20 protein-coding genes and 2 pseudogenes are annotated in these 22,081 nt (G+C 70.5%); 10 read left to right on the top strand and 12 right to left on the bottom strand.

Features of this window, described 5'->3' with window-relative positions; genetic code table 11:
* Window positions 1–6: 6 nt before the first annotated feature.
* From ACGFY5_RS16040 to ACGFY5_RS16055, 4 genes are read right to left on the bottom strand one after another with little or no spacing between them, the layout of a single operon-like run.
* Window positions 7–984, bottom strand: coding sequence for an LLM class flavin-dependent oxidoreductase (locus tag ACGFY5_RS16040; protein ID WP_392720402.1), 978 nt, complete (start codon window positions 982–984; stop codon window positions 7–9).
* Window positions 981–2,156 carry an acyl-CoA dehydrogenase family protein gene (locus ACGFY5_RS16045; protein ID WP_392720404.1) on the bottom strand — a complete coding sequence of 392 codons (1,176 nt, stop codon included), beginning with the start codon at window positions 2,154–2,156 and terminating at the stop codon, window positions 981–983. Before ACGFY5_RS16045 ends, ACGFY5_RS16040 begins: the two co-directional genes overlap by 4 nt.
* Before the next feature lie 12 nt (window positions 2,157–2,168).
* Window positions 2,169–3,323 carry an acyl-CoA dehydrogenase family protein gene (locus tag ACGFY5_RS16050; RefSeq protein WP_392720406.1) on the bottom strand — a complete coding sequence of 385 codons (1,155 nt, stop codon included), beginning with the start codon at window positions 3,321–3,323 and terminating at the stop codon, window positions 2,169–2,171.
* Entirely contained in the window at window positions 3,320–4,423 is a 1,104-nt protein-coding gene (locus tag ACGFY5_RS16055) for an acyl-CoA dehydrogenase family protein (protein ID WP_392720407.1), read from the bottom strand. The genes ACGFY5_RS16050 and ACGFY5_RS16055 overlap by 4 nt, the downstream gene beginning before the upstream one ends.
* Before the next feature lie 51 nt (window positions 4,424–4,474).
* Between ACGFY5_RS16055 and ACGFY5_RS16060 the strand changes: the two genes are divergently transcribed.
* Window positions 4,475–5,248 (top strand): SDR family NAD(P)-dependent oxidoreductase, encoded by a 774-nt coding sequence (locus ACGFY5_RS16060; protein WP_392720410.1) that lies wholly within the window; start codon window positions 4,475–4,477, stop codon window positions 5,246–5,248.
* Window positions 5,249–5,292: 44 nt separating this feature from the next.
* The gene (locus ACGFY5_RS16065; protein ID WP_392720412.1) at window positions 5,293–6,093 is read left to right on the top strand and encodes a FadR/GntR family transcriptional regulator; all 801 of its coding nucleotides are present in this window, start codon (window positions 5,293–5,295) and stop codon (window positions 6,091–6,093) included.
* Window position 6,094: 1 nt separating this feature from the next.
* On the opposite strand, the gene ACGFY5_RS16070 is transcribed toward ACGFY5_RS16065, so the two are convergent.
* From ACGFY5_RS16070 to ACGFY5_RS16090, 5 genes are read right to left on the bottom strand one after another with little or no spacing between them, the layout of a single operon-like run.
* On the bottom strand, window positions 6,095–7,270 hold the full coding sequence (locus ACGFY5_RS16070; RefSeq protein ID WP_392720414.1) for a cytochrome P450: 1,176 nt from the start codon (window positions 7,268–7,270) through the stop codon (window positions 6,095–6,097).
* Window positions 7,267–7,467 (bottom strand): ferredoxin, encoded by a 201-nt coding sequence (locus ACGFY5_RS16075; RefSeq protein WP_392720417.1) that lies wholly within the window; start codon window positions 7,465–7,467, stop codon window positions 7,267–7,269. Before ACGFY5_RS16075 ends, ACGFY5_RS16070 begins: the two co-directional genes overlap by 4 nt.
* Window positions 7,464–8,696 carry a CaiB/BaiF CoA transferase family protein gene (locus ACGFY5_RS16080; protein ID WP_392720419.1) on the bottom strand — a complete coding sequence of 411 codons (1,233 nt, stop codon included), beginning with the start codon at window positions 8,694–8,696 and terminating at the stop codon, window positions 7,464–7,466. Before ACGFY5_RS16080 ends, ACGFY5_RS16075 begins: the two co-directional genes overlap by 4 nt.
* 10 nt (window positions 8,697–8,706) lie before the next feature.
* Entirely contained in the window at window positions 8,707–10,374 is a 1,668-nt protein-coding gene (locus ACGFY5_RS16085) for an OB-fold domain-containing protein (protein WP_392720420.1), read from the bottom strand.
* The gene (locus tag ACGFY5_RS16090; protein ID WP_392720530.1) at window positions 10,340–11,557 is read right to left on the bottom strand and encodes an amidohydrolase family protein; all 1,218 of its coding nucleotides are present in this window, start codon (window positions 11,555–11,557) and stop codon (window positions 10,340–10,342) included. The genes ACGFY5_RS16085 and ACGFY5_RS16090 overlap by 35 nt, the downstream gene beginning before the upstream one ends.
* A 75-nt stretch (window positions 11,558–11,632) precedes the next feature.
* On the opposite strand from ACGFY5_RS16090, the gene ACGFY5_RS16095 reads away from it, so the two are divergent.
* On the top strand, window positions 11,633–11,878 hold the full coding sequence (locus tag ACGFY5_RS16095; RefSeq protein ID WP_392720422.1) for a hypothetical protein: 246 nt from the start codon (window positions 11,633–11,635) through the stop codon (window positions 11,876–11,878).
* Here ACGFY5_RS16095 and ACGFY5_RS16100 read toward each other — a convergent pair.
* A complete protein-coding gene (locus ACGFY5_RS16100; RefSeq protein ID WP_392720424.1) occupies window positions 11,847–12,707 on the bottom strand; it encodes a mycofactocin-coupled SDR family oxidoreductase in 861 nt (286 codons plus the stop codon). The two genes, ACGFY5_RS16095 and ACGFY5_RS16100, sit on opposite strands and share 32 nt — an antisense overlap.
* A 71-nt stretch (window positions 12,708–12,778) precedes the next feature.
* On the opposite strand from ACGFY5_RS16100, the gene ACGFY5_RS16105 reads away from it, so the two are divergent.
* Genes ACGFY5_RS16105 through ACGFY5_RS16120 form a run of 4 tightly spaced genes read left to right on the top strand, consistent with a single transcriptional unit; the run spans window position 12,779 to window position 16,952 of the window.
* Window positions 12,779–14,242 (top strand): aldehyde dehydrogenase family protein, encoded by a 1,464-nt coding sequence (locus tag ACGFY5_RS16105; protein WP_392720425.1) that lies wholly within the window; start codon window positions 12,779–12,781, stop codon window positions 14,240–14,242.
* A complete protein-coding gene (locus ACGFY5_RS16110) occupies window positions 14,239–15,090 on the top strand; it encodes an SDR family oxidoreductase (protein ID WP_392720426.1) in 852 nt (283 codons plus the stop codon). The genes ACGFY5_RS16105 and ACGFY5_RS16110 overlap by 4 nt, the downstream gene beginning before the upstream one ends.
* A complete protein-coding gene (locus ACGFY5_RS16115; protein WP_392720428.1) occupies window positions 15,087–15,884 on the top strand; it encodes a mycofactocin-coupled SDR family oxidoreductase in 798 nt (265 codons plus the stop codon). Before ACGFY5_RS16110 ends, ACGFY5_RS16115 begins: the two co-directional genes overlap by 4 nt.
* 15 nt (window positions 15,885–15,899) lie before the next feature.
* Complete coding sequence (locus ACGFY5_RS16120) at window positions 15,900–16,952, top strand: zinc-binding dehydrogenase (RefSeq protein WP_392720429.1); 1,053 nt, start codon at window positions 15,900–15,902, stop codon at window positions 16,950–16,952.
* Between the two features lie 33 nt (window positions 16,953–16,985).
* Here the strand turns inward: ACGFY5_RS16120 and ACGFY5_RS16125 are convergent, their stop codons facing one another.
* The gene (locus tag ACGFY5_RS16125) at window positions 16,986–17,738 is read right to left on the bottom strand and encodes an enoyl-CoA hydratase-related protein (RefSeq protein WP_392720431.1); all 753 of its coding nucleotides are present in this window, start codon (window positions 17,736–17,738) and stop codon (window positions 16,986–16,988) included.
* A 65-nt stretch (window positions 17,739–17,803) separates the two neighbouring features.
* Between ACGFY5_RS16125 and ACGFY5_RS16130 the strand changes: the two genes are divergently transcribed.
* The 3 genes and pseudogenes from ACGFY5_RS16130 to ACGFY5_RS16140 all read left to right on the top strand — a co-directional run.
* On the top strand, window positions 17,804–19,336 hold the full coding sequence (locus tag ACGFY5_RS16130) for an AMP-binding protein (protein WP_392720433.1): 1,533 nt from the start codon (window positions 17,804–17,806) through the stop codon (window positions 19,334–19,336).
* Between the two features lie 73 nt (window positions 19,337–19,409).
* Window positions 19,410–21,245: a hypothetical protein gene (locus ACGFY5_RS16135; RefSeq protein ID WP_392720435.1), complete on the top strand. Its 1,836-nt coding sequence runs from the start codon at window positions 19,410–19,412 to the stop codon at window positions 21,243–21,245.
* Window positions 21,246–21,304: 59 nt separating this feature from the next.
* Window positions 21,305–21,406 (top strand): annotated as a pseudogene (locus tag ACGFY5_RS16140) (AraC family transcriptional regulator); the annotation flags it as partial.
* Between the two features lie 145 nt (window positions 21,407–21,551).
* Here ACGFY5_RS16140 and ACGFY5_RS16145 read toward each other — a convergent pair.
* Window positions 21,552–21,947, bottom strand: a pseudogene (locus ACGFY5_RS16145) (tetrahydrofolate dehydrogenase/cyclohydrolase catalytic domain-containing protein); the annotation flags it as partial.
* Window positions 21,948–22,081: the final 134 nt, after the last annotated feature.

Here is a 22,081-nt window from a genome sequence, read left to right on the forward strand (position 1 = left end):
GGGGCGCTAGGCGATCAAGCCGAGGGCCGCGAGGGCGTAGCGCTCGCCGCGGCTTCTGCTGACCAGGTACGACGGCGGCGCGAGGTAGGCCACGTCGCGCGGGAGGGTGTCGCCTCGGCGGACCATCGCCGCCCGCCCCTCCGCGGTGGTGCCGCAGATCGCGATCGCCTCAAGCATGTCGTCGGTCACCGCTGCCGCCATCCCCTCGTTGTCGCCGCGGCGAAACGCCTCGCGGATCGCGGTGACCTGCGGCGTCCAGCCGTGGTGCTCGACGTAGGGGTCGTACGTCTTCACGGTGAGGTAGAACGCGATCATCCGGCGGGCGTCGAGGACCGCGCGCTCCGGGTCCTCGTCGTTGATCGCGGTGATCACCCAGCCGTGCTCCAGCGGGTGGTCGGCGTCCTTGGTCATCGCCGGACGCACCACGTCTTCCCACCAGGACGCCGTGAACAGCCCGTGCCCGATCAGCCCGTCGCCGACCCGGGTGGCCGTCGCGGCCATCAGCTTGTTGAATCCGGCGACCAGCACCGGGGCGTCGATGCGACCGAGCACGGGTGCCCCGACGGAGGCGTCCACGCGGTAGAACTCGCCCTCGTAGGTCACCGGCCGGCCGTTCTCGGCGTGCAGCCAGGCCCGCACGGCACCGACGAGGTCGGCCATCCGGGCCACCGGCCGGTCCGCGGGCACGCCGAACCAGTCCCGGTTGATCCGGAACGCGCCCGAGCCCAGCCCGAGGAAGACCCGGCCGGGCGCCAGGTTCCAGGCGCTACGGATCCCGGCCGCGTGGGCGTACGGAGTACGCGCGAACGCATACGCAATCGCCGGCCCCACCAGAGCGTTAGACGTGCCCAGCGCCATCTCGGTCAGCACCGAGTAGGCGTCGTGGTCGACGAACTCGCCGCTGCAGAACGCGGTGACACCGGCCTTCTCGGCCGCCGCGGCCGCCACCGGACCCTTCCATGACAGCCCGTACCGGCGGTTCATCGGGGCAACCCCAGCGCGCGCTCGGCGACGATCGTCTTGAGCACCTCGTTCGCCCCGCCCGCGATCGTGTAGGCCCGGGCGTAGAGGAACGCGTCCTGCCACCAGCCGCCGGACCACGGGGCGTCGGCCTCGATGCCGATTCCGTCGACGCCCTGCAGCGCGACCCCTGTCTCGGCCAGCTCGAGGTTGACGTCGCTGTAGAACACCTTGGCCAGCGGTGCATCGGCCGCGTCCTCGGTGCCGTTGATCATCCTGGACTGCACGGCCTTGCTCATGCGGTCGGCGACGTAGACCCGGGCCGCGAGCCGCCCGACGCGTTGCCGGACCGCGTTGTCGGCCAATGGCGCCCGACCCTCGAGCCCAGGGCGCGCGGCCTGCGCGAGCAGTTCGTCCAGCTGGCCGAAGAGCTCCACGCCGCGGGCGCCGACGCCGCTGCGTTCGTGGGCCAGGCTGGCGTTCGCGACCCGCCAGCCGTCGTCGACCGCGCCGATCACCTGGTCGGCCGGGATTCGCACCTCTTCGAGGAAGACCTCGTTGAAGTCGCTGGTTCCGGTGATCTCCCGCAGCGGCCGGACGTCGATTCCCGGGCTCCGCATGTCGACCGCGAACGCGGTGATCCCGGCCTGCTTCTTGCCTTCGGTGCTGGTCCGGGCGAGCAGATAACCCCAGTCGGCGTGGTGGCCGTTCGTGGTCCACACTTTCTGGCCGGTGACGACGTAGTGGTCACCGTCGCGACGGGCACGGGTGCTGAGTGCGGCCAGGTCGCTGCCGGCGCCGGGTTCGCTGAAGAGCTGGCACCAGAGGTGCTCGGCGGTCCGGATCCGGGGCAGGAACCGCTGCTTGAGCGCGTCGCTTCCGAACGTGATCAGCGCACCGGCGGCCAGCGGCGCGGCGCCGATCTCGCCCCAGGCCCGCACCCGGGCGAGCTCTTCCGCCACGATGAACCCGTACTCGGGACGCGAGTCGGGCCGGCCGCCGTACTCCACCGGCCAGGCGTGACCGAAATAGCCGGCGGTGTAGAGCTGGGCGATCCAGGCTCGCAGGGCGGGCAGTTCGTCGGGCTCGGGCGCGCGGACGCCGGTCCGGCGCCGGGCCGGGGGCGCGTTCCCGGCGATGAATGCCCGCACCTCGGCGCGGAACCGTTCCAGCTCCGGACCGGAGTCCAGCCTCATGAATACGTCCTCTCAGCGGGGCGGCATCGCGGGGTCGTGCGGTAACCCAAGCACCTGTTCGGCCACCGTGTTCAGCTGGATCTCGCGCGTGCCGGCGCCGATCGTCGAGGCCCGGGTGCGCAAGAACCCCTGCAGCCAGCGCCCGCCCTGCACCGCGTCCGGATCGGGCTTGAGCAGCAGACCGGCGGGCCCGAGGACGTCGACGGCGAACTCGTGGAGCTCTTGCTCGAACGCGGAGATCAGCAGGCGGGACACCGACGATGTGGCGCCGGGCTCGCCTTTGGCCAGGATGTCCGAAATCACGCGTTCGGCGTTGTAGTGCATCAGGCGGACGCGGATCTCGAAGCCGGCCAGCCGATCCCGGACGAGCGGGTCGGCGAGCAGGCCCCGCTCACGGGCGAGCGCCACCAGGTCGGTGAGCACCCGCCGGTAGAGCGCGGCCTGGTTCATCGCACCGGCCGCCCGCTCGTGGCCGAGGCTGGTCCGGGCCAGCTTCCAGCCCTCGTTCTCGGTACCGACCCGGTCGGTCACCGGCACCCGGACGTCGTCGAAGAACACCTCGGCGAAGAGGTGCCCGCCGGTCAGGTCGCGGAGCGGCCGGACCTCCACGCCGGGGGCGTGCGCATCGATGATCAGGTAGGTGATCCCCCGCTGCCGGCTCTCCCGAGAGCCGGTCCGGACGAGCGTGAACAGGTGGTCGGCGGTCTTCCCGTGCGAGGTCCAGACCTTCTGTCCATCGACGACGTAGTAGTCGCCGTCTCGGCGCGCGGTGGTGCGAAGGCTCGGCAGGTCGGAGCCGGCGCCCGGCTCGGAGTAGCCCTGGGCCCAGATCGTGTCGCCGCGCAGCATCGGGGCCAGCCAGCGTTCCTTCTGGTCCTGGGTGCCATAGGTCAGGATCGTCGGCGCGGCGATGCCGAGGCCGGTGCCGAGCGGGCCCGGCACCCGGGCGCGGGCCAGTTCTTCCTGGTAGATCACCTGGTGGGCGAAGGAGAGCTCCATGCCGCCGAACTCGCGGGGCCAACTCGGGCCCGCGAACCCGGCATCGAAGAGCGTGGCGAGCCAGGCCTTGTTCCAGCGGAGGCGTTCCTCGGGAGGCTTGGGCGGGCGGCCCGGGTGGTGGGAGGTGAGGAAGTCGCGGAGTCGGGCGCGGAACTCGCCGTCGTTCATCGGAGTCCTACCAGATCGGCGAGGCGGGCCCGGTTTTCGGTGGGGGTGCCGAGCAGGAGTTCGGATGACTTCGCCCGGCGGAGGTAGAGGTGGGCGTCGTGTTCCCAGGTGAAGCCGATGCCGCCGTGGATCTGGATGCAGTCCTTGGCGGCGTGGGTGAACGCCTCCGAGGCGGAGGCCTTGGCCACGGTGGCGGCAGCGGGCGCGTCGGGGTCGGCGGCGTCGAGGGCCGCGTTGGCGTGGTACACGGCCGAGCGGCTGCTCTCGACCTCGACGAGCAGGTTCGCGCACTTGTGTTTGATGGCCTGGAACGAGCCGATCGGACGACCGAATTGCTCGCGGACCTGGGCGTACTCGACCGCGAGGCCGAGGCAGCGGGCGGCGCCGCCGAGCTGTTCGGAGGCCAGCGCAGCGAGCGCCCGGTCGTAAACCTCGCCGATCCACTCGGCGGTGTCCCGGCCCGCGCCGATGCGGGTGCCGGGTGTGTCGCGGAGCCGCACCGAGGCGAGCGCGCGCGTGGGATCCAGCGCGTCCTGCCGCGTGCGCGTGAGGCCGGGCGCGCCGGCCTCGACGGCGAACACCCCCGGGCCGTCGGACGCCCGCGCGACGACGAGGAGCAGATCGGCACTGTCGCCGTCGACGACGTAGAGCTTGTCCCCCGAGATCGTGCCGTCCGGTGCCGCGGTGGCGGTGAGGTCGCCGACGTTCCAGGAGGCGGACGCCTCGGTGAGCGCGAGGGTGGCGGTAAGGGCTCCGTCGGCGATGTGCGGCAGCCAGCGTCGCTGAGCCTTCTCGTCGGCGGAGAGGGCGAGCGTCGTCGCGGCCAGGACAACCGTGCCGAAGTAGGGCGCGACCAGCAACGCGCGGCCCATCTCCTCCAGCACGATCCCGAGCTCGACCGCGCCGTAACCGCTGCCGCCGTACTCCTCCGGGATCGCCAACCCCTGAAGGCCGAGCTGATCAGCCATCCGGAGCCAGACGTCGTCGTCCCGCGAGGAATCCAGGAGGCTTCGCACCGCGTTCATCGGCGACCGCTTCGCGAAGAACTCGCGGACCACTTCACGGAGCTGCTCGTGCTCGGCGGTGAAGCTGGCGCTCATTCGCTTAGGTTAGCTAGTTCAGTTAAATCGTTCAACTGTTACTGTGGCCCGATGGAGATCAAGGGCGCGGTGGCAGTGGTGGTCGGTGGGGGCGGCGGTTTCGGGAGTGCGACCGCGCGCCGGCTGCACGCGGCGGGCGCGAAGGTCGTCGTCGCCGACCTGGACGAGGCCAAGGGCACGACCGTTGCCGAGGAACTGGGCGCCGTTTACGCAAAGACCGACGTGACCGACGAAACGTCGATTCAGAACGCGCTCGACCGGGCGGCCGAACTCGGCCCGGTACGCATCGCGGTCGTCGCCCACGGCGGTCCGGGCGGCCCACGGACACTCGACAAGCAGAGCAAGGCGGCGCCCCAGGAGTCGTTCACCCGGGTCCTCGACATCTTCCTGGCCGCCACGTACAACGTCGACCGGCTCGCCGCCGCGACGATCGCCCGCTCCGAGCCGCTCGAGCACGGCGAGCGTGGCGTCCTCATCAACACCGCGTCGATCGCGGCGTACGACGGCACGATCGGCCAGACCGCCTACGGAGCCGCAAAGGGCGGCATCGTGTCGATGACCCTCCCCCTCGCGCGCGATCTGGCGCCACTGGGTATCCGGGTCGTCACGATTGCTCCGGGGACGTTCCTCACGCCGGCATTCAAAGACGCCGACCCGGAGCAGCTCGACGCGCATTGGGGCGCAGCCGTACCGTTCCCGAAGCGCATGGGACGGGCGGACGAATACGCCCAGCTCGCCCAGCAGATCGCCGAGAACGTCTACCTCAACGGCGAAACGATCCGGCTCGACGGCGCGCTGCGATTTACCCCGAAAGGCGCAATCTGAATCAGTTCGCTGATCTCAGAGAGGTAACCGGTAGCATCCACGGGGTGAGTACACAAGCCACGACGCCACCGCAGGTCGGTATGTTCGTCCGGGCACCGAAAACGGCCGAGCTGATCGCCACCCACCTGCGGCGGCAGATCGTGCGCGGCGAGCTCAAGGCCGGCGACACCCTTCCCTCGGAGCAGCAGCTCCTGACGCAGTTCGGCGTCTCCCGGCCGACGCTGCGCGAGGCGTTCCGCATTCTCGAGGCCGAGACGCTGATCAACGTGCGTCGGGGCGTCCGGGGCGGGGCGCAAGTCACGGTGCCCGATCCCGCGGTCGCGGCGCGCACCGTCGGCTTGTTGCTGCAGATGCAGGGCACGACCATCAACGACGTCTACCAGGCCCGGATGGTCTCTGAACCCCCGTGCGCCCGGCTGCTCGCCGAGAACCGCACCCAGCAGGATCTCGACGACCTCAACGCGGTCGTCGACCAGTTGAAGGCGGAGATCGCCGCCCGCAAGCCCGGCACGCCGGAACCCACGGCCTGGGCGAACCTGACCGGCCGGTTCCACCAGCTGATCCTGCAGCGGTGCGGCAACAAGACGATGGCGCTGCAGGGCGCTCTCCTCCAGGACATCGTCACGATGCACCTGCACACGAGGGTGTCCCGCAGCACGCAGGAGTACGACACCCCCGAGCGCTTCCAGCGCATGATCCGGGCGTACCGGAAGCTCATCAAGCTGGTCGAGGCCGGCGACGGGCCGGGCGCCGAGAAGCACTGGCACACCCACATGGACGCGGCGGCCCAGTACCTCCTCAAGGACGACCTGTCGAACAAACCGGTCATCGACCTGTTCGATTGACCTACTTCCAGACCAGCCGTACCTCGTCGGGGCCGGAACTGCGTCCGGCCTCCCGGACCACGGCTCCGTCGGCCATCCGGTACTCCGGAATGCGCTTGTGCCACTCTTCCAGGGCGATCCGCAGCTCGTGGCGGGCCAGATGCATGCCCAGGCAGCGGTGCGGGCCGGCTCCGAACGCGATGTGGTTGTTCGGCTTGCGGTCGATGTGGACCTCGGTGCCGTCCTCGAACACGTTTTCGTCGCGAGTGGCGGCCCGGATCGGCAGGCTCACCATCGAGCCGGCCGGGATCGGGCACCCCGCCACCTCGACGTCCCGGGTGAGTTTGCGGGCCGGCACCGTGAACGCGTACGCCCGCAGGATCTCCTCCATCGCCGCCGGGATGAGCGAGGGATCCGCGACGATCCGCTCGCGGTCCTCGGGGTGCGTCGCCAGGTGGTACAGCGCGTAGCCGAAGGCCGCGGCAACGGTGTCGAGGCCGGCCATGAACATGAAGAAGCAGTACGAGACGGCCTCGTCGTCGGTGACCGGCCGCCCGTCGATCTCGAATCCCAGCGCGTGGCTGATCAGGTCGTCCCGTGGTTGCGCCCGGCGGTCCGCGATGACCACTCGGAAGTACTCGCGCACCGCCGCCATACCCGCTTCGCGGTTGGCCTGGATCTCCTCCGGCGTCGACCCGTCGGAGTGCAGAATACTCGCCTCCCAGGCCATGAACTGGTCCAGGTCCGAGGTCGGCAGCCCCATCAGCTCGAGGAAGATCGTCGTCGGGAAGTGGAACGAGAAGTCCGCGATGACGTCGCACTCGCCCCGGTCGACGATTCCGTCGATCAGCTCGATCGCCCAGGCCCGGATCCGATCGTCCAGCGCTCCGACCGCCCGCGGCGAGAAGTCAGGCCCCAGCTGGCGGCGCCACTGCGTGTGCGCGGTTCCGCCGAGCATGTGGGGGATCCAGACGTAGGTCGGATCCGGCTCGAAGGGCGTCACGGCCTTGGTGGAGAACGTCTCGGTGTTCTGGTAGGCGCCGAGGATGTCCTCGTACCGGGTCAGGACGTAATAGCCGTCGGCGAACGTGTTGCGCACGACGGGCGCCTCGCCGCGCAGGCCGTCGTAGAACGCGGCCCACTCCCCCACCGGCCGGTACTCGTGCGGGGAGTAGGTGTGGACGGGGCACTCGGTCATGGCGACTCCTCTCGCAGGGTGATCGCGCGCTCGGGGCACATGGCCGCCCCTTCGCGCGCGGTGGCCTCAGCGCCCGGCGGGACGTCGAACTCCGATCGCAGCGCATAACCGAGGTCGTCGAGCGGGAAGAGCTCTTCGTCCGCCTCGAAGCACCGCGCGTGGCCGGTGCACTTCGTTCGATCGACGACGACCTTCACGTGATCGCCCCCGCGACCTTCAGCTCGATCAGCCGCTCGTCGGTCACGCCGAGCTGCCGCAGGATGTCGTCGGTGTGCTCGGCGAAGAGCGGGCCGCGCCGTAGCTCGGCCGGCTGCTCGTCGAACTGCACCGGGTTGGTCACCAGCTCGCGGTCGACGCCCTCGGCGTCCTTCACGGTCGCGATCAACCCGTTGGCCCGCAGCGAGACGTCGTTGGCCACGCCCCAGGCGTCCTGGACGACGGCCCACTGGCCCTCGATGGTCTCGAGTAAACCGAGCCACTCCTCGAAGGTCCGTTCGGCCATGACCTCGGCGACGCGTTCCGCCGCTGCCGGCGCGTTCGCCATCAGCTTCTCGACGGTGTCGAAGCGTTCGTCGGTGGTCAGCTCCGGGTGGCCGGCCACAGTACAGAACTCGTCCCAGTACCGCCCGGGCTGCAGCATCGAAAACAGGAGCCAGCGGTCGTCGGACGTCCGGTACGGGCCGATCAGCGGATTGCGGGCAGATCCGTGCCGGGGCACCGGCGGCCGTGGTGGTGGCCCGCCGGCCATCAGCGCGAGGTTCACCGTGAACTGGGTGGCCCAGGCGCCGACGCCCAGGAGGGACACGTCGACCACCGACGTCTCGCCGGTGGTCGACCGGGCGAACAACGCCGCCGCGATGCCGCCGGCAATCGTCATCCCACCGAGATTGTCGCCGTACCCACCCGCGGGCATCGGCGACAGCCGGTCCGCGCCGACCGGGGTCGCGCCGGCCCCACTGCCGCCCCGGGCCCAGAACGACGTCATGTCGTAGCCGCCCTTGTTCGCCTCCGGCCCGCGGGCCCCGAAGCCCGACCCGCGAACGTAGATGACGTCGGGGTTGACCGCGCGGATGTCCTCGAGGTCGAGCCGGAGACTGGCCCGGGAGTCCGGCAGGAAGTTCGTGATGAAGACGTCGCACTGCTTGATCAGCTCGTCGAGGATCGCCCGTGCCTCGGGCTTCTCCAGGGCCAGGCCGATGCTGCGCTTGCCCCGGTTGGGACCGTCGACAATCGGCGAGAAGCTGCTGCCCTGGCTGATCGCGTCGACGCCGAGCACCGTCGTCAGGCCGCGCTGGCCGTCGCCGCGCTCGGCGTGCTCGACCTTGATGACGTCGGCGCCCCAGTCGGCCAGGATCGCGCCCGCAGCCGGAACGAAGGTGAATTGGGCGACTTCCAGTACCCGGACGCCGTGCATCGGTCGCAGCATGAGTTCCCCTTCACGCGGTTCGGAGTAGTAGGGCACCGCCGGGCGCGCCCCCGCCGGTGGAGACGACCGCCACCCGGGCGCCGGGTACCTGCCGGCCGGCCGCCTCGCCCCGGAGCTGGAGCATCGCCTCCCGGACAAAGCCGAATCCGTGCAGCCGCCCGGCGGAGAGCTGGCCGCCGTGCGGGTTGAGCGGGAGGTGGCCGCCGTCCAGTGCGATCCCCCGGCCGCCGTCGATGAAGTCGCGCGCACCGCCCCGCTCGCAGAACCCGAGGGCCTCGATCCAGGACAGCGCGTTGAACGTGAACCCGTCGTACAGCAGCGCCAGGTCGACGTCGTCGGGGCGCAGCGAACTGCGCCGCCAGAGGTGCCGGGCCGGGCCCTGAGTCTGGGGTTCGTGCGTCAGCGTGTCCTGGTCCCAGCTCAGTCGTTCGAGGATCTGGGTGCCGACGGCGTCGACCAGCACGGCCGGGCTCGGGCGATCGGGCACGGTCTCGATCGCCGAGACGACCACCGCGACCGCACCGTCGACCGGTACATCGCAGTCGTAGAGACCGAATGGTGTGGAGATCGGCCGGGCGGCGAGGTAGTCGTCCATCGTCAGCGGGTCGCGGTAGACGGCCTCGGGATTGCGTCCGGCGTTCGCGCGCTCGGTGACCGCGATCGCGCCGAGGGTCGTCCGGTCACCGCCGTAGCGGTGGAAGTAGTGCGAGGCCTGCATCGCGATCCAGTTGGCGGCCGAGACCGCGCCGAACGGCGCGCGGTACTCGAGCATGCCGGTCGCCCGGCCGGCCGGGTCGTCCCACTGCCCCTGCCGGACCAGCGCGGCGTGGGAGGACTCCCACACCGTGCGGTAACACAGCACGTGCCGGCACAGCCCGGAGGCGACTGCCAGCATCCCGGCGACGATCGCGCCGGACTGGCCGGGGGTGTCACCCGCGCCGTTGATCCAGACCGGGCGGAGTTGCAGCGCTTCGGTCAGCGGGGCGATGCCGCCCTCGAACATGCCCGGCGAGCCCACCCGGCCCGGGTAGGTCGAGAGGCCGTCGATCTCGTCAAGGTCGAGCCCGGCGTCCTCGACCGCGGCCAGGCAAGCCTGCACGGTCAGCTCCAGCGGGTCGACGAGGAGCCGACGGCCGACCCGGGACTGCCCGACACCGGTCAGCGCGACCCGGCTCTCGAACTTCTCCCACGCGGCCGGTGCTGCCGGACCGAGCTCGCGAGGACCGGGGACGGGGAAGTTCCCGGCTCGATCGGGGTCCGGCTCGAACAGCGGCAGGCAGACGTCCTCGTGCTTCTCGAAGACGACTCGGACGGCCTGGCCGATCCGCACGTCCGCCGGTTCGCAGTTGACGATGTTCGTGGTCAGCCGGGCGCCGTCGTCCTCCTCCAGCGCGACGATCGCGACGACGTACGGCGGCCGGAACCCGGGGAGCCACTGCTGGTGGTTGATGGTGAACCCGACCACCACGGCGCGCCCGGATACCGCCACCGACTCGGCCACACTGCTCCGGCAGACCCGACAGCGCGGCAGCGGCGGATGGGTGTACGCGCCGCAGTCACCACAGCGCTGGACCCGCAGCCGGCCGTCCGCGCCTGACTCCCAGAACGCGCGGCTGGCCGGTGTCGGCTGCGGCAGCGGCCGGTCAGCGACGGGGGAAATCGAAGACCTCACGCGCATTGAGCTCGACGATGCGGTGCGCCTCGTCGTCGGGCACGTCCACCAGCGTCTCGGCGATGGTCTTGCGGCTGTTGGGCCACATCGAGTCGGAGTGCGGGTAATCGATCTCGACGCAGATCCGGTCGACGCCGATCTCGTACCGGTTCTTCAGACCGAAGCGGTCGTCGATGTAGCAGCCCCAGAAATGCTTCCGGAGCAGGTCACTCGGTCGGGTATCGAAGTCGATCGGCTGGTAGTAGCGGTGCCGCTCCCAGACCCAGTCGGCGCGCTCCGCGATGTACGGGATCCAGCCGATGCCGCCCTCGGAGAGCATGAACTTCAGCCCGGGGTGCTTCTGCAACTGGCCGGAGAGGAGCAGGTCCGCCGTGGACCACATCAGGTTGGTCGAATAGAGGATGAACGACACCGCCGACGGAGCCTCGTCCTTGGCCCGCTCGGCCGCGTTCAGCCGGGTCGAAATCGACTTGAACTCCGTTGACGCCCCGGGGGCCAGCGCGGAGGCCGACGCCGAGAAGCCGGGGACGAAGCTGCCCGATCCGAAGTGCAGGCTGACCGGGATACCGGTGTCCTCGAACACGTCCCAGAGCGGGCCCCAGTCGTCGCTGTGGAATGACGGGAGGCCGAGGGGAAGGGGATTGTCGGGGAACGAGACCGTTTTCGCGCCCTTCGCGGCCACCCGCCGGAGCTCGGCGACCGAGAGCTCCACGTCCCACAGCGGCAGGATCGCCAGCGGGACGAACCGGTCCGGCGCGGAACCCGCCCACTCGTCGATGCTGAAGTCGTTCCAGGCCCGCACGCAGGCCAGCCCGAGCTCCTTGTCCTTGGCACGCATGAACACCCGACCACCGAACCCGGGGAAGGACGGGAAACAGCAGGCGGCCTGCACGCCGTCGACGTCCATGTCCGCGACCCGGGCGACCGGGTCGTAACAACCCGGGATCATGTCATCGAATCGCAGCGGTTCCATCCCGAACTGCTCCGGCGTCTTGCCGGCGACCGCGTTCAGGCCGATGTACGGAAAGACGTTGTCTTCCATGTGCCAGACGTGCCGGCGCTGCTCGTCCTCGACGATGCGTGGTCCCTCGGCCAGGAACTTCTTCGGCAGGCGGTCTGTGAAGACCCTCGGGTGCTCGATGAGGTGATCGTCCACCGAGATGATCTGCATGTGGTCCTGCAGCGGCATCGGTGCCTCCTGTCCCAGGTTAGGCTTAATCATATAACCTATTATCCTATCTAGGGCAACGACGAAGGGACGACGATGGCGGAACTCGACGACGACCACGACCTGCTGACGTTCGCGGAGTCCGACACCCGGCTGAACGCGGAGATCGCCGCGGTAGAGGCGTCGATTGTGGAGTCCGGCTCCGACCCCGGCCTCGAGGCCCGCCTCGCCGCACTGCGGGCGGCCGCCGCGCGCAACAGCCGCGACGCAGCGGCCAAACCCGGCGAGACCGGCTTCCTGAGCTACACCCCTAGAAGGCCGGAGGCTGAGGCCGGAGCTTGACGTAGCCGCCCGCGTCGACGCGCAGCTGCATCCCGGTGACGAACTTCGATTCGTCGGAGAGCAGGAACAACACCGCGTCGGCGACGTCCTCCGGCTCCACGTAGGGGTCGCCGGTTGCGGTCATCGCCGGAAGCGCGGGCAGGACGTCCTCACGGGTGGGATCGTCCAGGTCAGGACGGAAGGCCCGGTACATCGGTCGGCTGTGCAGCATGTCGGTGTTGACGTTGGTCGGGTGCACGGCATTGACCCGGACGCCTCCCGGGCCCAGCACGGCGGCTAGGTCGTGCACGATCGTGGCAACCGCGCGCTTCCCCCACGCGTACCCCATACCGCCCGCTCCCTTGGCAGAACTGTCCAGCGAGCCCGGGATCAGGGCAGCCGTGCTGCCGGTCGCGACGATCGACGCACCCCGTCCGAGGTGCGGCAACGCGACGTCGATCGTGTTGAACACCCCGACGAAGTCCACCGCGACCGCGTCGACGAACGCCTGCGGCTGCCGCGAGCCGAGCGGGCAGATGCCGGCCTGCGCCACGACGCCGTCGAGTCGCCCGAACTCGGCGATCCCGTCCTCGATCGCGGCGGCGAGCGCGTCCCGGTCGCGGACGTCGGCGATCCGGGTCAGGGCCCGGCCACCGCGCTTCTCTACCAGCCGCGCGGTGCTCTCGAGGTCTTCCGGGGTGGCGAGCGGATACCCGTTGGAGGCGATGTCCGCGCAGAGGTCGGTGGCGATGACCGAGCCACCCTCCTCGGCGATCCGGACAGCATGGGCCCGGCCCTGCCCCCGCGCGGCCCCGGTGATGAAGACGACCTTGCCGTCCATGCGTCCCATTGACCCTCCCAGCTCGGTCCTGTCGAATAGGGTAATCAGTAAGCAGATTTAACTGAAGTAGGAGGTTGATCGTGACGTCGTTGACTTATCGCCTCTACATCGACGGTTCCTGGCAGGACAGCGACGGCGACGCGGTGCTCACCGTTCTCAACCCGGCCACCGAGGAAGTCATCGGCACGGTCCCGGACGCGACCGTCTCCGACATCGACCGGGCCGTCCGCGCCGCCCGCCGCGCGTTCGACGACGGGCCGTGGCCGAACTTCACCCCCCGCGAGCGCTCGGCCGTGCTGCTGCGGATGGCCGACGTCATGGAGCGGCGGTCCGAAGAGCTGAAGGAGCTCAGCATCCGGGAGGCCGGGTCGACGCGGGCACTGGCCGACACGCTGCAGGTCACGATCCCGCTCCTGCACTTCCGTGACATGGCCGAGCGGGTGCTGTTCTCGTACCAGTTCGAGCAGCCGATGCCGCCGACCATCGGGGCGACTCTTGCCCAGGGCGTCGTCAGCCGGGAGCCGTACGGTGTCGCCGCGCTGGTCTCCGCCTACAACTTCCCGTTCTTCCTCAACATCCTCAAGCTCGCACCGGCGCTGGCGTCCGGCTGTACGGCCGTCCTCAAGCCGGCCCCGACCACCCCGCTGGAGGCGTTCGTCCTCGGCGAGATGGCGGAGGAAGCCGGCCTGCCGACCGGCGTGCTGAACATCGTCACCGGTGACGCCGCCGCCGGAGAGGCGCTGACCAGCCACCCGGGCGTCGACCTGGTCAGCTTCACCGGCTCGGACACGGTCGGCCGGCTGGTCTATTCGCAGGCCGCACCGTCACTCAAGAAGGTCGTGCTCGAACTCGGCGGCAAGTCCGCCAACATCATCACCGCAGACGTCGACCTGGAGCGGGTCGTCCCGTCGGTCGTCGGCGGCATGACCACGCACGCCGGCCAGGGCTGCAGCCTGCTGACCCGCACGCTCGTGCACCGCTCCCGGCTGGACGAGCTCGTCGGTCTGGTCAAGGCGAGCCTGGACCAGGTCGTCGTCGGCAATCCGGCCGACCCGGCGACGACGATGGGCCCCCTGATCAGCGCGGCCCAGCGGGCCAAGGTCGAGAGCCTGATCGCAACCGGGCACGACGAGGGCGCCCATGTCGCCTACGGCGGCGGACGCCCGGCCCACCTCGACAGGGGTTTCTTCGTCGAGCCGACGCTCTTCGTCGACGTCGAGAACGCGATGACGATCGCGCAGAAGGAGTTCTTCGGGCCGGTCGGCATCGTCATCGGCTTCGACGACGAGGACGAAGCGGTCCGCCTGGCGAACGACAGCGAGTTCGGCCTCGGCGGCGGGGTCTGGGCTTCCGACCCGGTGGACGCGTATCGAATCGCGAGGCGGATCCGGGCCGGGATGGTCTACCTCAACGGCGGCGGCGCCGGGTCCAGCCCGCACACGGCGTTCGGCGGCTACAAGCAGAGCGGGCTCGGCCTGGAGCGCGGCGAGTTCGGCCTGGAGGAGTTCCTGCACGCCAAGAGCATCATCTGGAGCGCCCGGTGAACCTCACCGGCACCCATCCGCGGCCGCTCGCGGTGGTGACCGGTGCGTACGGCGGGGTCGGCCGGGCGGTGGCCCGGCGGCTCGGGGCGCGGTATCGGCTGGTGCTCAGCGGCCGCGCCGAGGCGCCGCTGAAGCAGCTCCGCGAGAATCTCGAGGAGGAAGGCTACGACGTCGCGCTGGCGCAAGTCACCGACGTCGCGCACGCGGAAAGCGTCGCAGAGCTGGCCGACGCGACCCGTGGCACCGGCACCCTGGGCACGCTCGTCCACCTGGCCGGGCTGTCGCCCGCCCTCGCCGACTGGAAGACCGTCGTGTCGGTCAACCTCGGCGGCACGGCCGCGCTGCTGGACGCGTTCCTCCCACTCGCCGGGCCGGGCAGCTCAGCGGTCTGCGTCGGGTCGGTCGCGGCCTACACGTTCCGGTCCCAGCCCGAGATCGACGCCGTACTCGACCAGCCACGTGCTCGGGACCTCATCGAGAAGCTGGAGCCGCTGCTGCGCGAGCCGGACGAAGACCCCGAGAGTCATGCCTTCACGGTGCGGGCCTACGGGGCCTCCAAGTACGGCACGGTCCGCCGGGTGGAGCGGTCGGCCGAGGACTGGGCCCAGCACGGAGCCCGGATCGTCTCGGTCTCCCCCGGCATGATCGTCACCCCGATGGGACGGGCCGAGCTGGCGGCCAACCCGCTCGCCGTGCGCGCAGCGGACCTGACCCCGCTGCGGCGGCTGGGGATGCCCAGCGACATCGCGACCGCGATCGACTTCCTCACCTCCGACAACGCCGGCTACATCACGGGCTGCGACCTGCGGGTCGACGGAGGCATTTCGGCTGCCAGGAGGCACACGTGAGATTCGCCGGGCAGGTCGCGTTCATCACCGGCGCCGCGCGCGGTCAGGGCCGGGCCGAGGCGGTGCGGCTGGCTTCGGAGGGCGCCGACATCATCGCGGTCGACGTCTGCGCCGATCTCGAAACGACCAGCTACCCCGGACCGACGCCGGCGGATCTCGCCGAGACCGCGAAGCTGATCGAGGAGCACGACCGGCGCGCGGTCACCTACATCGCCGACATCCGTGACTACGCCGCGCTGAAGGCCGGCCTCGACGCGGGCGTGGCCGAGTTGGGCCGGCTCGACGTCGTGGTGGCCAACGCGGGCATGACAACGGTCGCCCCGGCCTGGGAGATCTCGCTCGAAGCCTGGGACGCCACGATCGGCATCAACCTGACCGGCGCGTTCCACACCGCGAAGGCGGCGATCCCGATCCTGATCGAACAGGGCACCGGCGGCGCGATCGTCTTCACCAGTTCGGTCGCCGGGCTGCGCGGTCTGCCGCTGCTGGCCGATTACGTCGCGGCCAAGCACGGCGTGACCGGCCTGGCCAAAACCCTCGCCAACGAGCTGGCGAAGTACCGGATCCGGGTCAACTCGGTCCACCCGCACGGCGTGAACACCGCGCTCAAGCCCGGTCTGCGCGAGCTGATCGAGGACAACGACGAGATCGGCCCGCTGTTCCTCGGCGCCCTGCCGGACCAGGTGAGCGAGCCGGAGGACATCGCCGCGGCGGTCGCCTGGCTCGCGTCGAACGAAGCCCGGCACGTGACCGGGATCCAGCTACCGGTCGACCTCGGCCGGACCAACCGATAAGGAGTCACCAACCACATGACGCGGACCAGCAGGGCTGCGGTGATGCCCGGCGACGGCACCTGGCATCTGCAGACGCTCACCGCGCCGGACGCGCCCCCGGACGGTGGCGCGCTGCTGCGCGTCGAGGCCACCGGGGTGTGCCACAGCGACGTCGACCACATGCACGGGATCGTGCACACGCCGTACGGCGGGGCGTACCCGACGATCGCCGGGCACGAGATCGTCGGCCGGATCGACGCGCTGACCCCGGAGGCGCGGACGCGCTGGGGGGTCGAGGAGGGACAGCGGGTCGCGGTACGCGCGTCGATCCCGCTGCCCGGCGGCACCCGTGTCTACGGGCACGACTTCGCGATCTCGGAGCGGTCCGGGCTGTTCGGCGGGTTCGCCGACTACCTGGAGCTGTTGCCGGAGTCCGAGGTCGAGCCGCTGCCGGACGGGTTCTCCGCTTCCGAGCTGACGGTCTGGGAGCCGTTGTCGATCGCCGTGCGGTGGGCCACGGCGGTGCAGCCGGGTGACTCCGTCGCGATCCTCGGTCCCGGGCACCTCGGCCTGGCCACGATCGTCGCCGCCCGCGCGGCGGGTGCGGCGCGGATCTTCGTGACCGGCACCGCGGCGGACGCGTTACGGCTCGACGCCGCCCGGAAGCTCGGCGCCGAGGAGGCGATCGACGTCACGGTCGTCGACCCGGTCGAGCACCTGCGGGCGCTGACCGACGGCGGCGTCGACGTCGCGATCGACGCGGCGTCCGGCTCGACGATCACCGTGACGCAGGCGATGCAGATGGTCCGGCGGGGTGGATCGGTGGTGATCGGGGCGCTGAAAGACCGGAAGACCGTGGAGGGGTTCGTCAGCGACTGGATTCCCATGCGCCAGCTGCACATCCACGCCGGCTTTCCCGGCGATCACGTGAAGACCGCGATCGAGCTGATCCGGACCGGCCGGGTGCCGACCGCGGACCTACTCGGCGAGGTCTTCCCGCTGGAGCAGCTGGGTGATGCCCTCGACCTGGTCGGCCGGAAGGTTCCCGGCCGGGACGCGATCCGGGTGGGCGTCCGCCTGACCGACTGAGTGATCGTGCCGGGCCGCGGCCCGGCACAACCGCTACTTCCCTGACCAGCGGGGCTCGCGGCGCTCGAAGAACGCGTCGATGCCCTCGCGCATGTCGTCGCTGGCGATGACCTGCTCGACCGCCTCAGCGGTCAGGCGCCAGCCCACCGCATCGCCGTCCGCGAACTGGGCGTTGATCGCGTCCAGCGCCAACCGCACCGACACCGGCGACGACCGGCACACGTCCTCGGCCAGCTCGAGTGCCGCTGCGAGCGCCTCGCCCGGCTCGGTGAGCCGGTTGACCAAGCCGAACGTGTAACCACGCTCGGCGTCCAGGCCGGCGCTGGTGATCAGCAACTCCGTGGCGACGTTCAGGGGCAGCGCACGCGGGCCCCGGAACAATGCGCCGCACGACGCGATCACACCCCGCCGCGACTCGGGTAGGGCAAAACGCGCCGTCCGGGACGCCACCACCAGGTCACAGGCCAGCACGATCTCGAATCCCCCGCCGAGCGCGAGCCCCTCGACCGCGGCGATCAACGGCTTGCGCCGCCGCCGCCGGATGACGCCGTACTCGCCGCCGCGCTCGGTTCCGCCGCCGGTGCCGTCCTTGAGGTCGGTGCCGGCCGAGAAAACGCTCCCCGCGCTGGTGAGTACCCCCGCCCACAGCTCGTCGTCGTCCTCGAGGCGGTTCAGCGCGTCGTCGATGCCCCGGGTCGTGACCCGGTCGATCGCGTTGCGCTTGTGCTCGCGATCGATCGTGACGACGAGCACGCGGCCGCGCTGCTCGGCCCGAACGGTTTCCACCACGGTTCCGACTCCCGCCCTCGATACCTACCGGTAGATGATTCTACTCAGTAAGCTCTAAAGACATGTTGTTCCGCCCGGACGACCACGACCCCCGGAAGACCGCGGTCGTCGTCCCGTCGACCGGCCGCACGGTCTCCTACGGGGAGCTGGTCGATCGCTCCACGCAGTTCGCGAACCTCCTGCACCGGCGCGGGCTGCGGCCCGGCGACCACGTCGCGATCCTGATGACGAACACCGCCGAGTACTTCGAGGTGGTGTGGGGTGCCCGGCGCAGCGGCTCGTACTACACGGCCGTCAACTGGCACCTCACCCCGGCTGAAGTCCGGTACATCCTGCAGAACTCGCAGGCCCGCGCGCTGGTCGTGAGCGACGATCTGGCCGCGCTAGCCGACGAGGCCGCCCGCGGCCTGCCCGGCCTGCGGCTGATCGTCGGCGGCGAACGCGAGGGCTGGGAGCGGTACGAGGACGCGATCGCCGGCATCCCGACCGAGCGCGAGGCTCCCGACCTCGAAGGCCAGGCGATGCTCTACTCGTCCGGCACGACCGGGCGGCCGAAGGGCATCGTCCACGGCCCGGTCGATTTCGGCCGGGCGTTCGGCGACATCACCGGCGACATGCTCTGGACCAACCGCTACGACATGGGCCCTGGGACCGTCTCGCTCACCTCCGGCCCGCTGTACCACGCCGCCCCGCTGGTGTCGTCGATGGCGACGCACCGGTACGGCGGGCTCGTCGTCCTGCTACCGCGTTTCGACGCTCTGGAGGCGCTGAAGGCGATCGATCGGTACCGGGTCACGCACGCGCAGATCGTCCCGACGATGTTCGTCCGGTTGCTGCGTCTGCCGGCGGACGTCCGGGACGCGTACGACGTCAGCAGCCTGGAAGCCGTGGCGCACAGTGCGGCACCGTGCCCGGTCGACGTGAAGCGGCGGATGCTCGAGTGGTGGGGCCCGGTGATCTGGGAGTACTACTCGGCCACCGAGGCGGCCGGGCACGTGTCGATCGGTCCGGAGGAATGGCTGGAGCACCCCGGCTCGGTCGGAAAGCCTCGGGAAGGCACGGTGGCGATCGCGGACGAGGACGGGCGCGCGTTACCGACCGGCGAGGACGGAACGATCTGGTTCACCGACCCGGCGAAGCGCTTCCGCTACCACAACGACGAGCAGAAGTCAGCGTCGATGTACAACGCCGACGGCTGGGCCCGGATGGGCGATGTCGGCCATCTGGACGCCGACGGCTACCTCTACGTCACCGGGCGGTCGGACGACATGATCATCTCCGGCGGGGTGAACATCTACCCGCGCGAGACCGAGGACGTCCTCATCGGTCACCCAGCGATCGACGACGTGGCGGTGATCGGCACGCCGGATCCGGAATTCGGCGAGTCGGTGCTGGCCGTCGTCACAATACAGTCCGGCTTCACGCCGTCGGACGCGCTGGCGCAGGACATCATCGCCTGGACCCGCGATCGGATCGCGCACTACAAGTGCCCGCGAGCCGTCCGCTTCGTCGACGAACTCCCCCGCTCGGTCGCGGGCAAGATGATGAAACACCGCCTGACCGCGGCCGGGGCGCCACGTCAGAGCCGGCAGTAGGCCCGCTCCCCTGACGCCGGGTCCGGATCGAGCACTCCGTCCCATCCCTACCGCCGACGCCTGAGGAGGCGGGATGAATACACCGGCCTACGTCGACCTCGACGAGCTGCGGATGCACCCGCATCCGCACCGCCACGTGCACGGCGGGTTCGCCGGCACCGAGACCCGTTTCTCGCTGTACTTCCCGCCCGCCGACCGCTACCGGGGCCGCTTCTTCCAGCACCTCACCCCGGTCCCGGGCAGCGAACACCTGGCGGCATCGGCGACCGGCCAGGAGAACAAGATCGGCTTCGCGTTCGGCGCGGGCGGCTTCTTCCTGGAGACCAACGGCGGCGGGACCGGCCCGTCCGCAGGTCATCAGGCCAACCCCGCAGCCGCGCAGTACGCGCGGGTGATCGCCCAGGAGATCTACGGCGAGCACCGGGTCTACGGCTACGCCTACGGCGGCAGCGGCGGCGCCTACCGGACGATCGGCGGCGCCGAGAACACCACCGGGGTCTGGGACGGCTTCGTGCCCTACGTCCCCGGCAGTCCGGTGGCGACGCCGAGCAACTTCACCATCCGCCTGCACGCCCAGCGCGTGCTCCGCGACCGGCTCGACGACATCGCCGACGCGTTCGACGCCGGCGGCACCGGCGTCCCGCCGCCGGACCTCACCGAGGAGCAGCGCGAGGCCTTCGCCGAGGTCACCCGGATGGGCTTCCCGGTGCGGTCCTGGTTCGGTCACCGCACGATGGGGACGCACGCCTTCGGCGCGGTCTACCCAGGCGTCCTCGCCGCCGACCCCGGCTATTTCGACGAATTCTGGACGACACCGGGGTACCTGGGCGCCGATCCGAAATCCTCCGTCCACGCGGCGCGGGTGCGGCTGACCGCCACCGTCGTCGAGATCGTCCGTCGTGCGGGGAGCACTACGCACAGCGGTGGCGTCGACGAGGCCTTCAAAGGAGCCGGGAGTGGCCCGGTGGCTCTCCGGCTCGACGTCGTTCCCGGCGTGGACGTCCTCGGGGCCGAGCTCCTCGCCGGGGACATCCGCGTCCGCCTCACCGGGTTCGACCGCGACCTGGCAGTGATCGACCTGCCCGACCGCCACGAGGGGCTGGACATAATCTGCCCCGGCGACCGGGTCGAGATCGACAACAGCAACTACCTCGCGGCTCAGACCTATCACCGCCACCAGATCCCCGGCCCGGAGTACCCGGCCTGGGACCAGTTCCGGGACGCCGGTCTTCCCCAGCGTCCGACGCTCCTCGGCCCGCTGTTCGCTGCCGGGGCCGCCGGTCACGTCCCGACCGGCCGCATCAGCGGCAAGATGATCCTCGTCGCCGGTCTGCTCGACCGGGAGGCCTTCCCCTGGCACGCCGACTGGTACCGCGCCCGCGTCGCGGACGATCAGGTCCGTCTCTGGTACGTCGACAACGCCCTGCATTCGGACGTCGAGCAGCAGGAGCATCCCACCCGCACCGTCAGCTATCTCGGCGTCCTGCACGAGGCGCTGCGCGCGGTGAGCGCCTGGGTGGAAGACGGCGTGGAGCCACCCGCGAGCACGGTGTACTCCGTCGACGACGGCCAGGTCCGGGTAGCTGCCCGCGCCGCCGACCGCCTGGGCGTCCAACCGGTCGTCGGCCTTTCCGCCGAGGTCAGCGGAGACTCGGTCGTATTCGAGGCAGTGGCCGAGACGCCGCCAGGCGGCCCGCCGATCGTCCGTGTGTGCTGGGACCTCGACGGCGACGGGCACTACGAGATCGACGAGGCGATCGAGCCGGCCGGCCGGGTGGTGCTCCGGCGGCACCACGTCTACACCGAGCCGGGCGCCCGTTTCGCGTGCGTGCGGATCTCGGCCCAGCGTGACGGTGATCCCGACACGCCCTTCGGACGCATCGACAACCTGGCGCGCGTCCGGATCTGATCAGAAGTACTGGGTTGCCGTGAGCGAGCCCGATACCGCCAACCAGGCCACACGCCGCCGTGGACATCAGCCTCGCCGACATCGCCGCAGCCGCACGCGTCAGTGTCCGCGCAGTGCAGCTGACATTCCGCCGCCATCTGGACACCACGCCCAGTGCTTACCACGACGACCACGCGAACCACTGATCCGGACCCCGGCCCCCTCCAGCAGAGTCATCACGCCGAGCGGTGCAGAGGGCCGGAAGCCTGACTGGCCGCGAGCGAGCCGCCCGGCGCTAAGGGTGGTCAGTCCGTTGACGTCCTTCTCTGCCGGGATCCGATCGATGAGCGCGCTCGCATCGAGCCCGACCGGCAACCGAAGGTCAACCACGATGCCCGAGACCTTCGGGTCGGCCCCCAACTCGTCGATCGCGGCCGCGATCCGGTCGTGCCCTGCACCTCTCGGTAGCCGGCAATGCAAATCGCGCATACCCGCCGCGTGGGCGGCGCCCCGCACGTGGGCGAGGTGGCTCGCGCCCGCCGGATTGTCCCCGACTTGCAGTGTCGCCAGACCAGGGGTGACGCCCGATCCCCGGAACAATTCCTCCAGCTCAGCCGCGACTCGCTCCCGGATCGTCAGCGCGAGTTTCTCACCGTCGAGCTTGATGGTGTTGGCCATGGCGTTCTCCTGCGTAGCGCGTCGATACGAAAGGGAACCGCACATGCAGTGGTGGGGGGGGGGGCCCCCCCCGGCCCCCCCCCCCCCCCGCCCCCGCCCGCCCCCCCCCCCCCGCCCACCCCCCCCCCCCCAACCCCACCACCACCAAGAAACCACAGCCGCACCCCCCGACCCAACTA

It is taken from the genome of Cryptosporangium sp. NPDC048952 (genome assembly GCF_043197895.1).
Classification (GTDB): domain Bacteria; phylum Actinomycetota; class Actinomycetes; order Mycobacteriales; family Cryptosporangiaceae; genus Cryptosporangium.

What these genes read in the sequence shown, in the direction of transcription:
- ACGFY5_RS16040 (WP_392720402.1), bottom strand. Translation starts at nt 984, where the DNA reads ATGAACCGCCGGTACGGGCTGTCATGGAAGGGTCCGGTGGCGGCCGCG.
- ACGFY5_RS16045 (WP_392720404.1), bottom strand. Translation starts at nt 2,156, where the DNA reads ATGAGGCTGGACTCCGGTCCGGAGCTGGAACGGTTCCGCGCCGAGGTG.
- ACGFY5_RS16050 (WP_392720406.1), bottom strand. Translation starts at nt 3,323, where the DNA reads ATGAACGACGGCGAGTTCCGCGCCCGACTCCGCGACTTCCTCACCTCC.
- ACGFY5_RS16055 (WP_392720407.1), bottom strand. Translation starts at nt 4,423, where the DNA reads ATGAGCGCCAGCTTCACCGCCGAGCACGAGCAGCTCCGTGAAGTGGTC.
- ACGFY5_RS16060 (WP_392720410.1), top strand. Translation starts at nt 4,475, where the DNA reads ATGGAGATCAAGGGCGCGGTGGCAGTGGTGGTCGGTGGGGGCGGCGGT.
- ACGFY5_RS16070 (WP_392720414.1), bottom strand. Translation starts at nt 7,270, where the DNA reads ATGACCGAGTGCCCCGTCCACACCTACTCCCCGCACGAGTACCGGCCG.
- ACGFY5_RS16080 (WP_392720419.1), bottom strand. Translation starts at nt 8,696, where the DNA reads ATGCTGCGACCGATGCACGGCGTCCGGGTACTGGAAGTCGCCCAATTC.
- ACGFY5_RS16085 (WP_392720420.1), bottom strand. Translation starts at nt 10,374, where the DNA reads ATGCGCGTGAGGTCTTCGATTTCCCCCGTCGCTGACCGGCCGCTGCCG.
- ACGFY5_RS16090 (WP_392720530.1), bottom strand. Translation starts at nt 11,557, where the DNA reads ATGCCGCTGCAGGACCACATGCAGATCATCTCGGTGGACGATCACCTC.
- ACGFY5_RS16095 (WP_392720422.1), top strand. Translation starts at nt 11,633, where the DNA reads ATGGCGGAACTCGACGACGACCACGACCTGCTGACGTTCGCGGAGTCC.
- ACGFY5_RS16100 (WP_392720424.1), bottom strand. Translation starts at nt 12,707, where the DNA reads ATGGGACGCATGGACGGCAAGGTCGTCTTCATCACCGGGGCCGCGCGG.
- ACGFY5_RS16120 (WP_392720429.1), top strand. Translation starts at nt 15,900, where the DNA reads ATGACGCGGACCAGCAGGGCTGCGGTGATGCCCGGCGACGGCACCTGG.
- ACGFY5_RS16130 (WP_392720433.1), top strand. Translation starts at nt 17,804, where the DNA reads ATGTTGTTCCGCCCGGACGACCACGACCCCCGGAAGACCGCGGTCGTC.
- ACGFY5_RS16135 (WP_392720435.1), top strand. Translation starts at nt 19,410, where the DNA reads ATGAATACACCGGCCTACGTCGACCTCGACGAGCTGCGGATGCACCCG.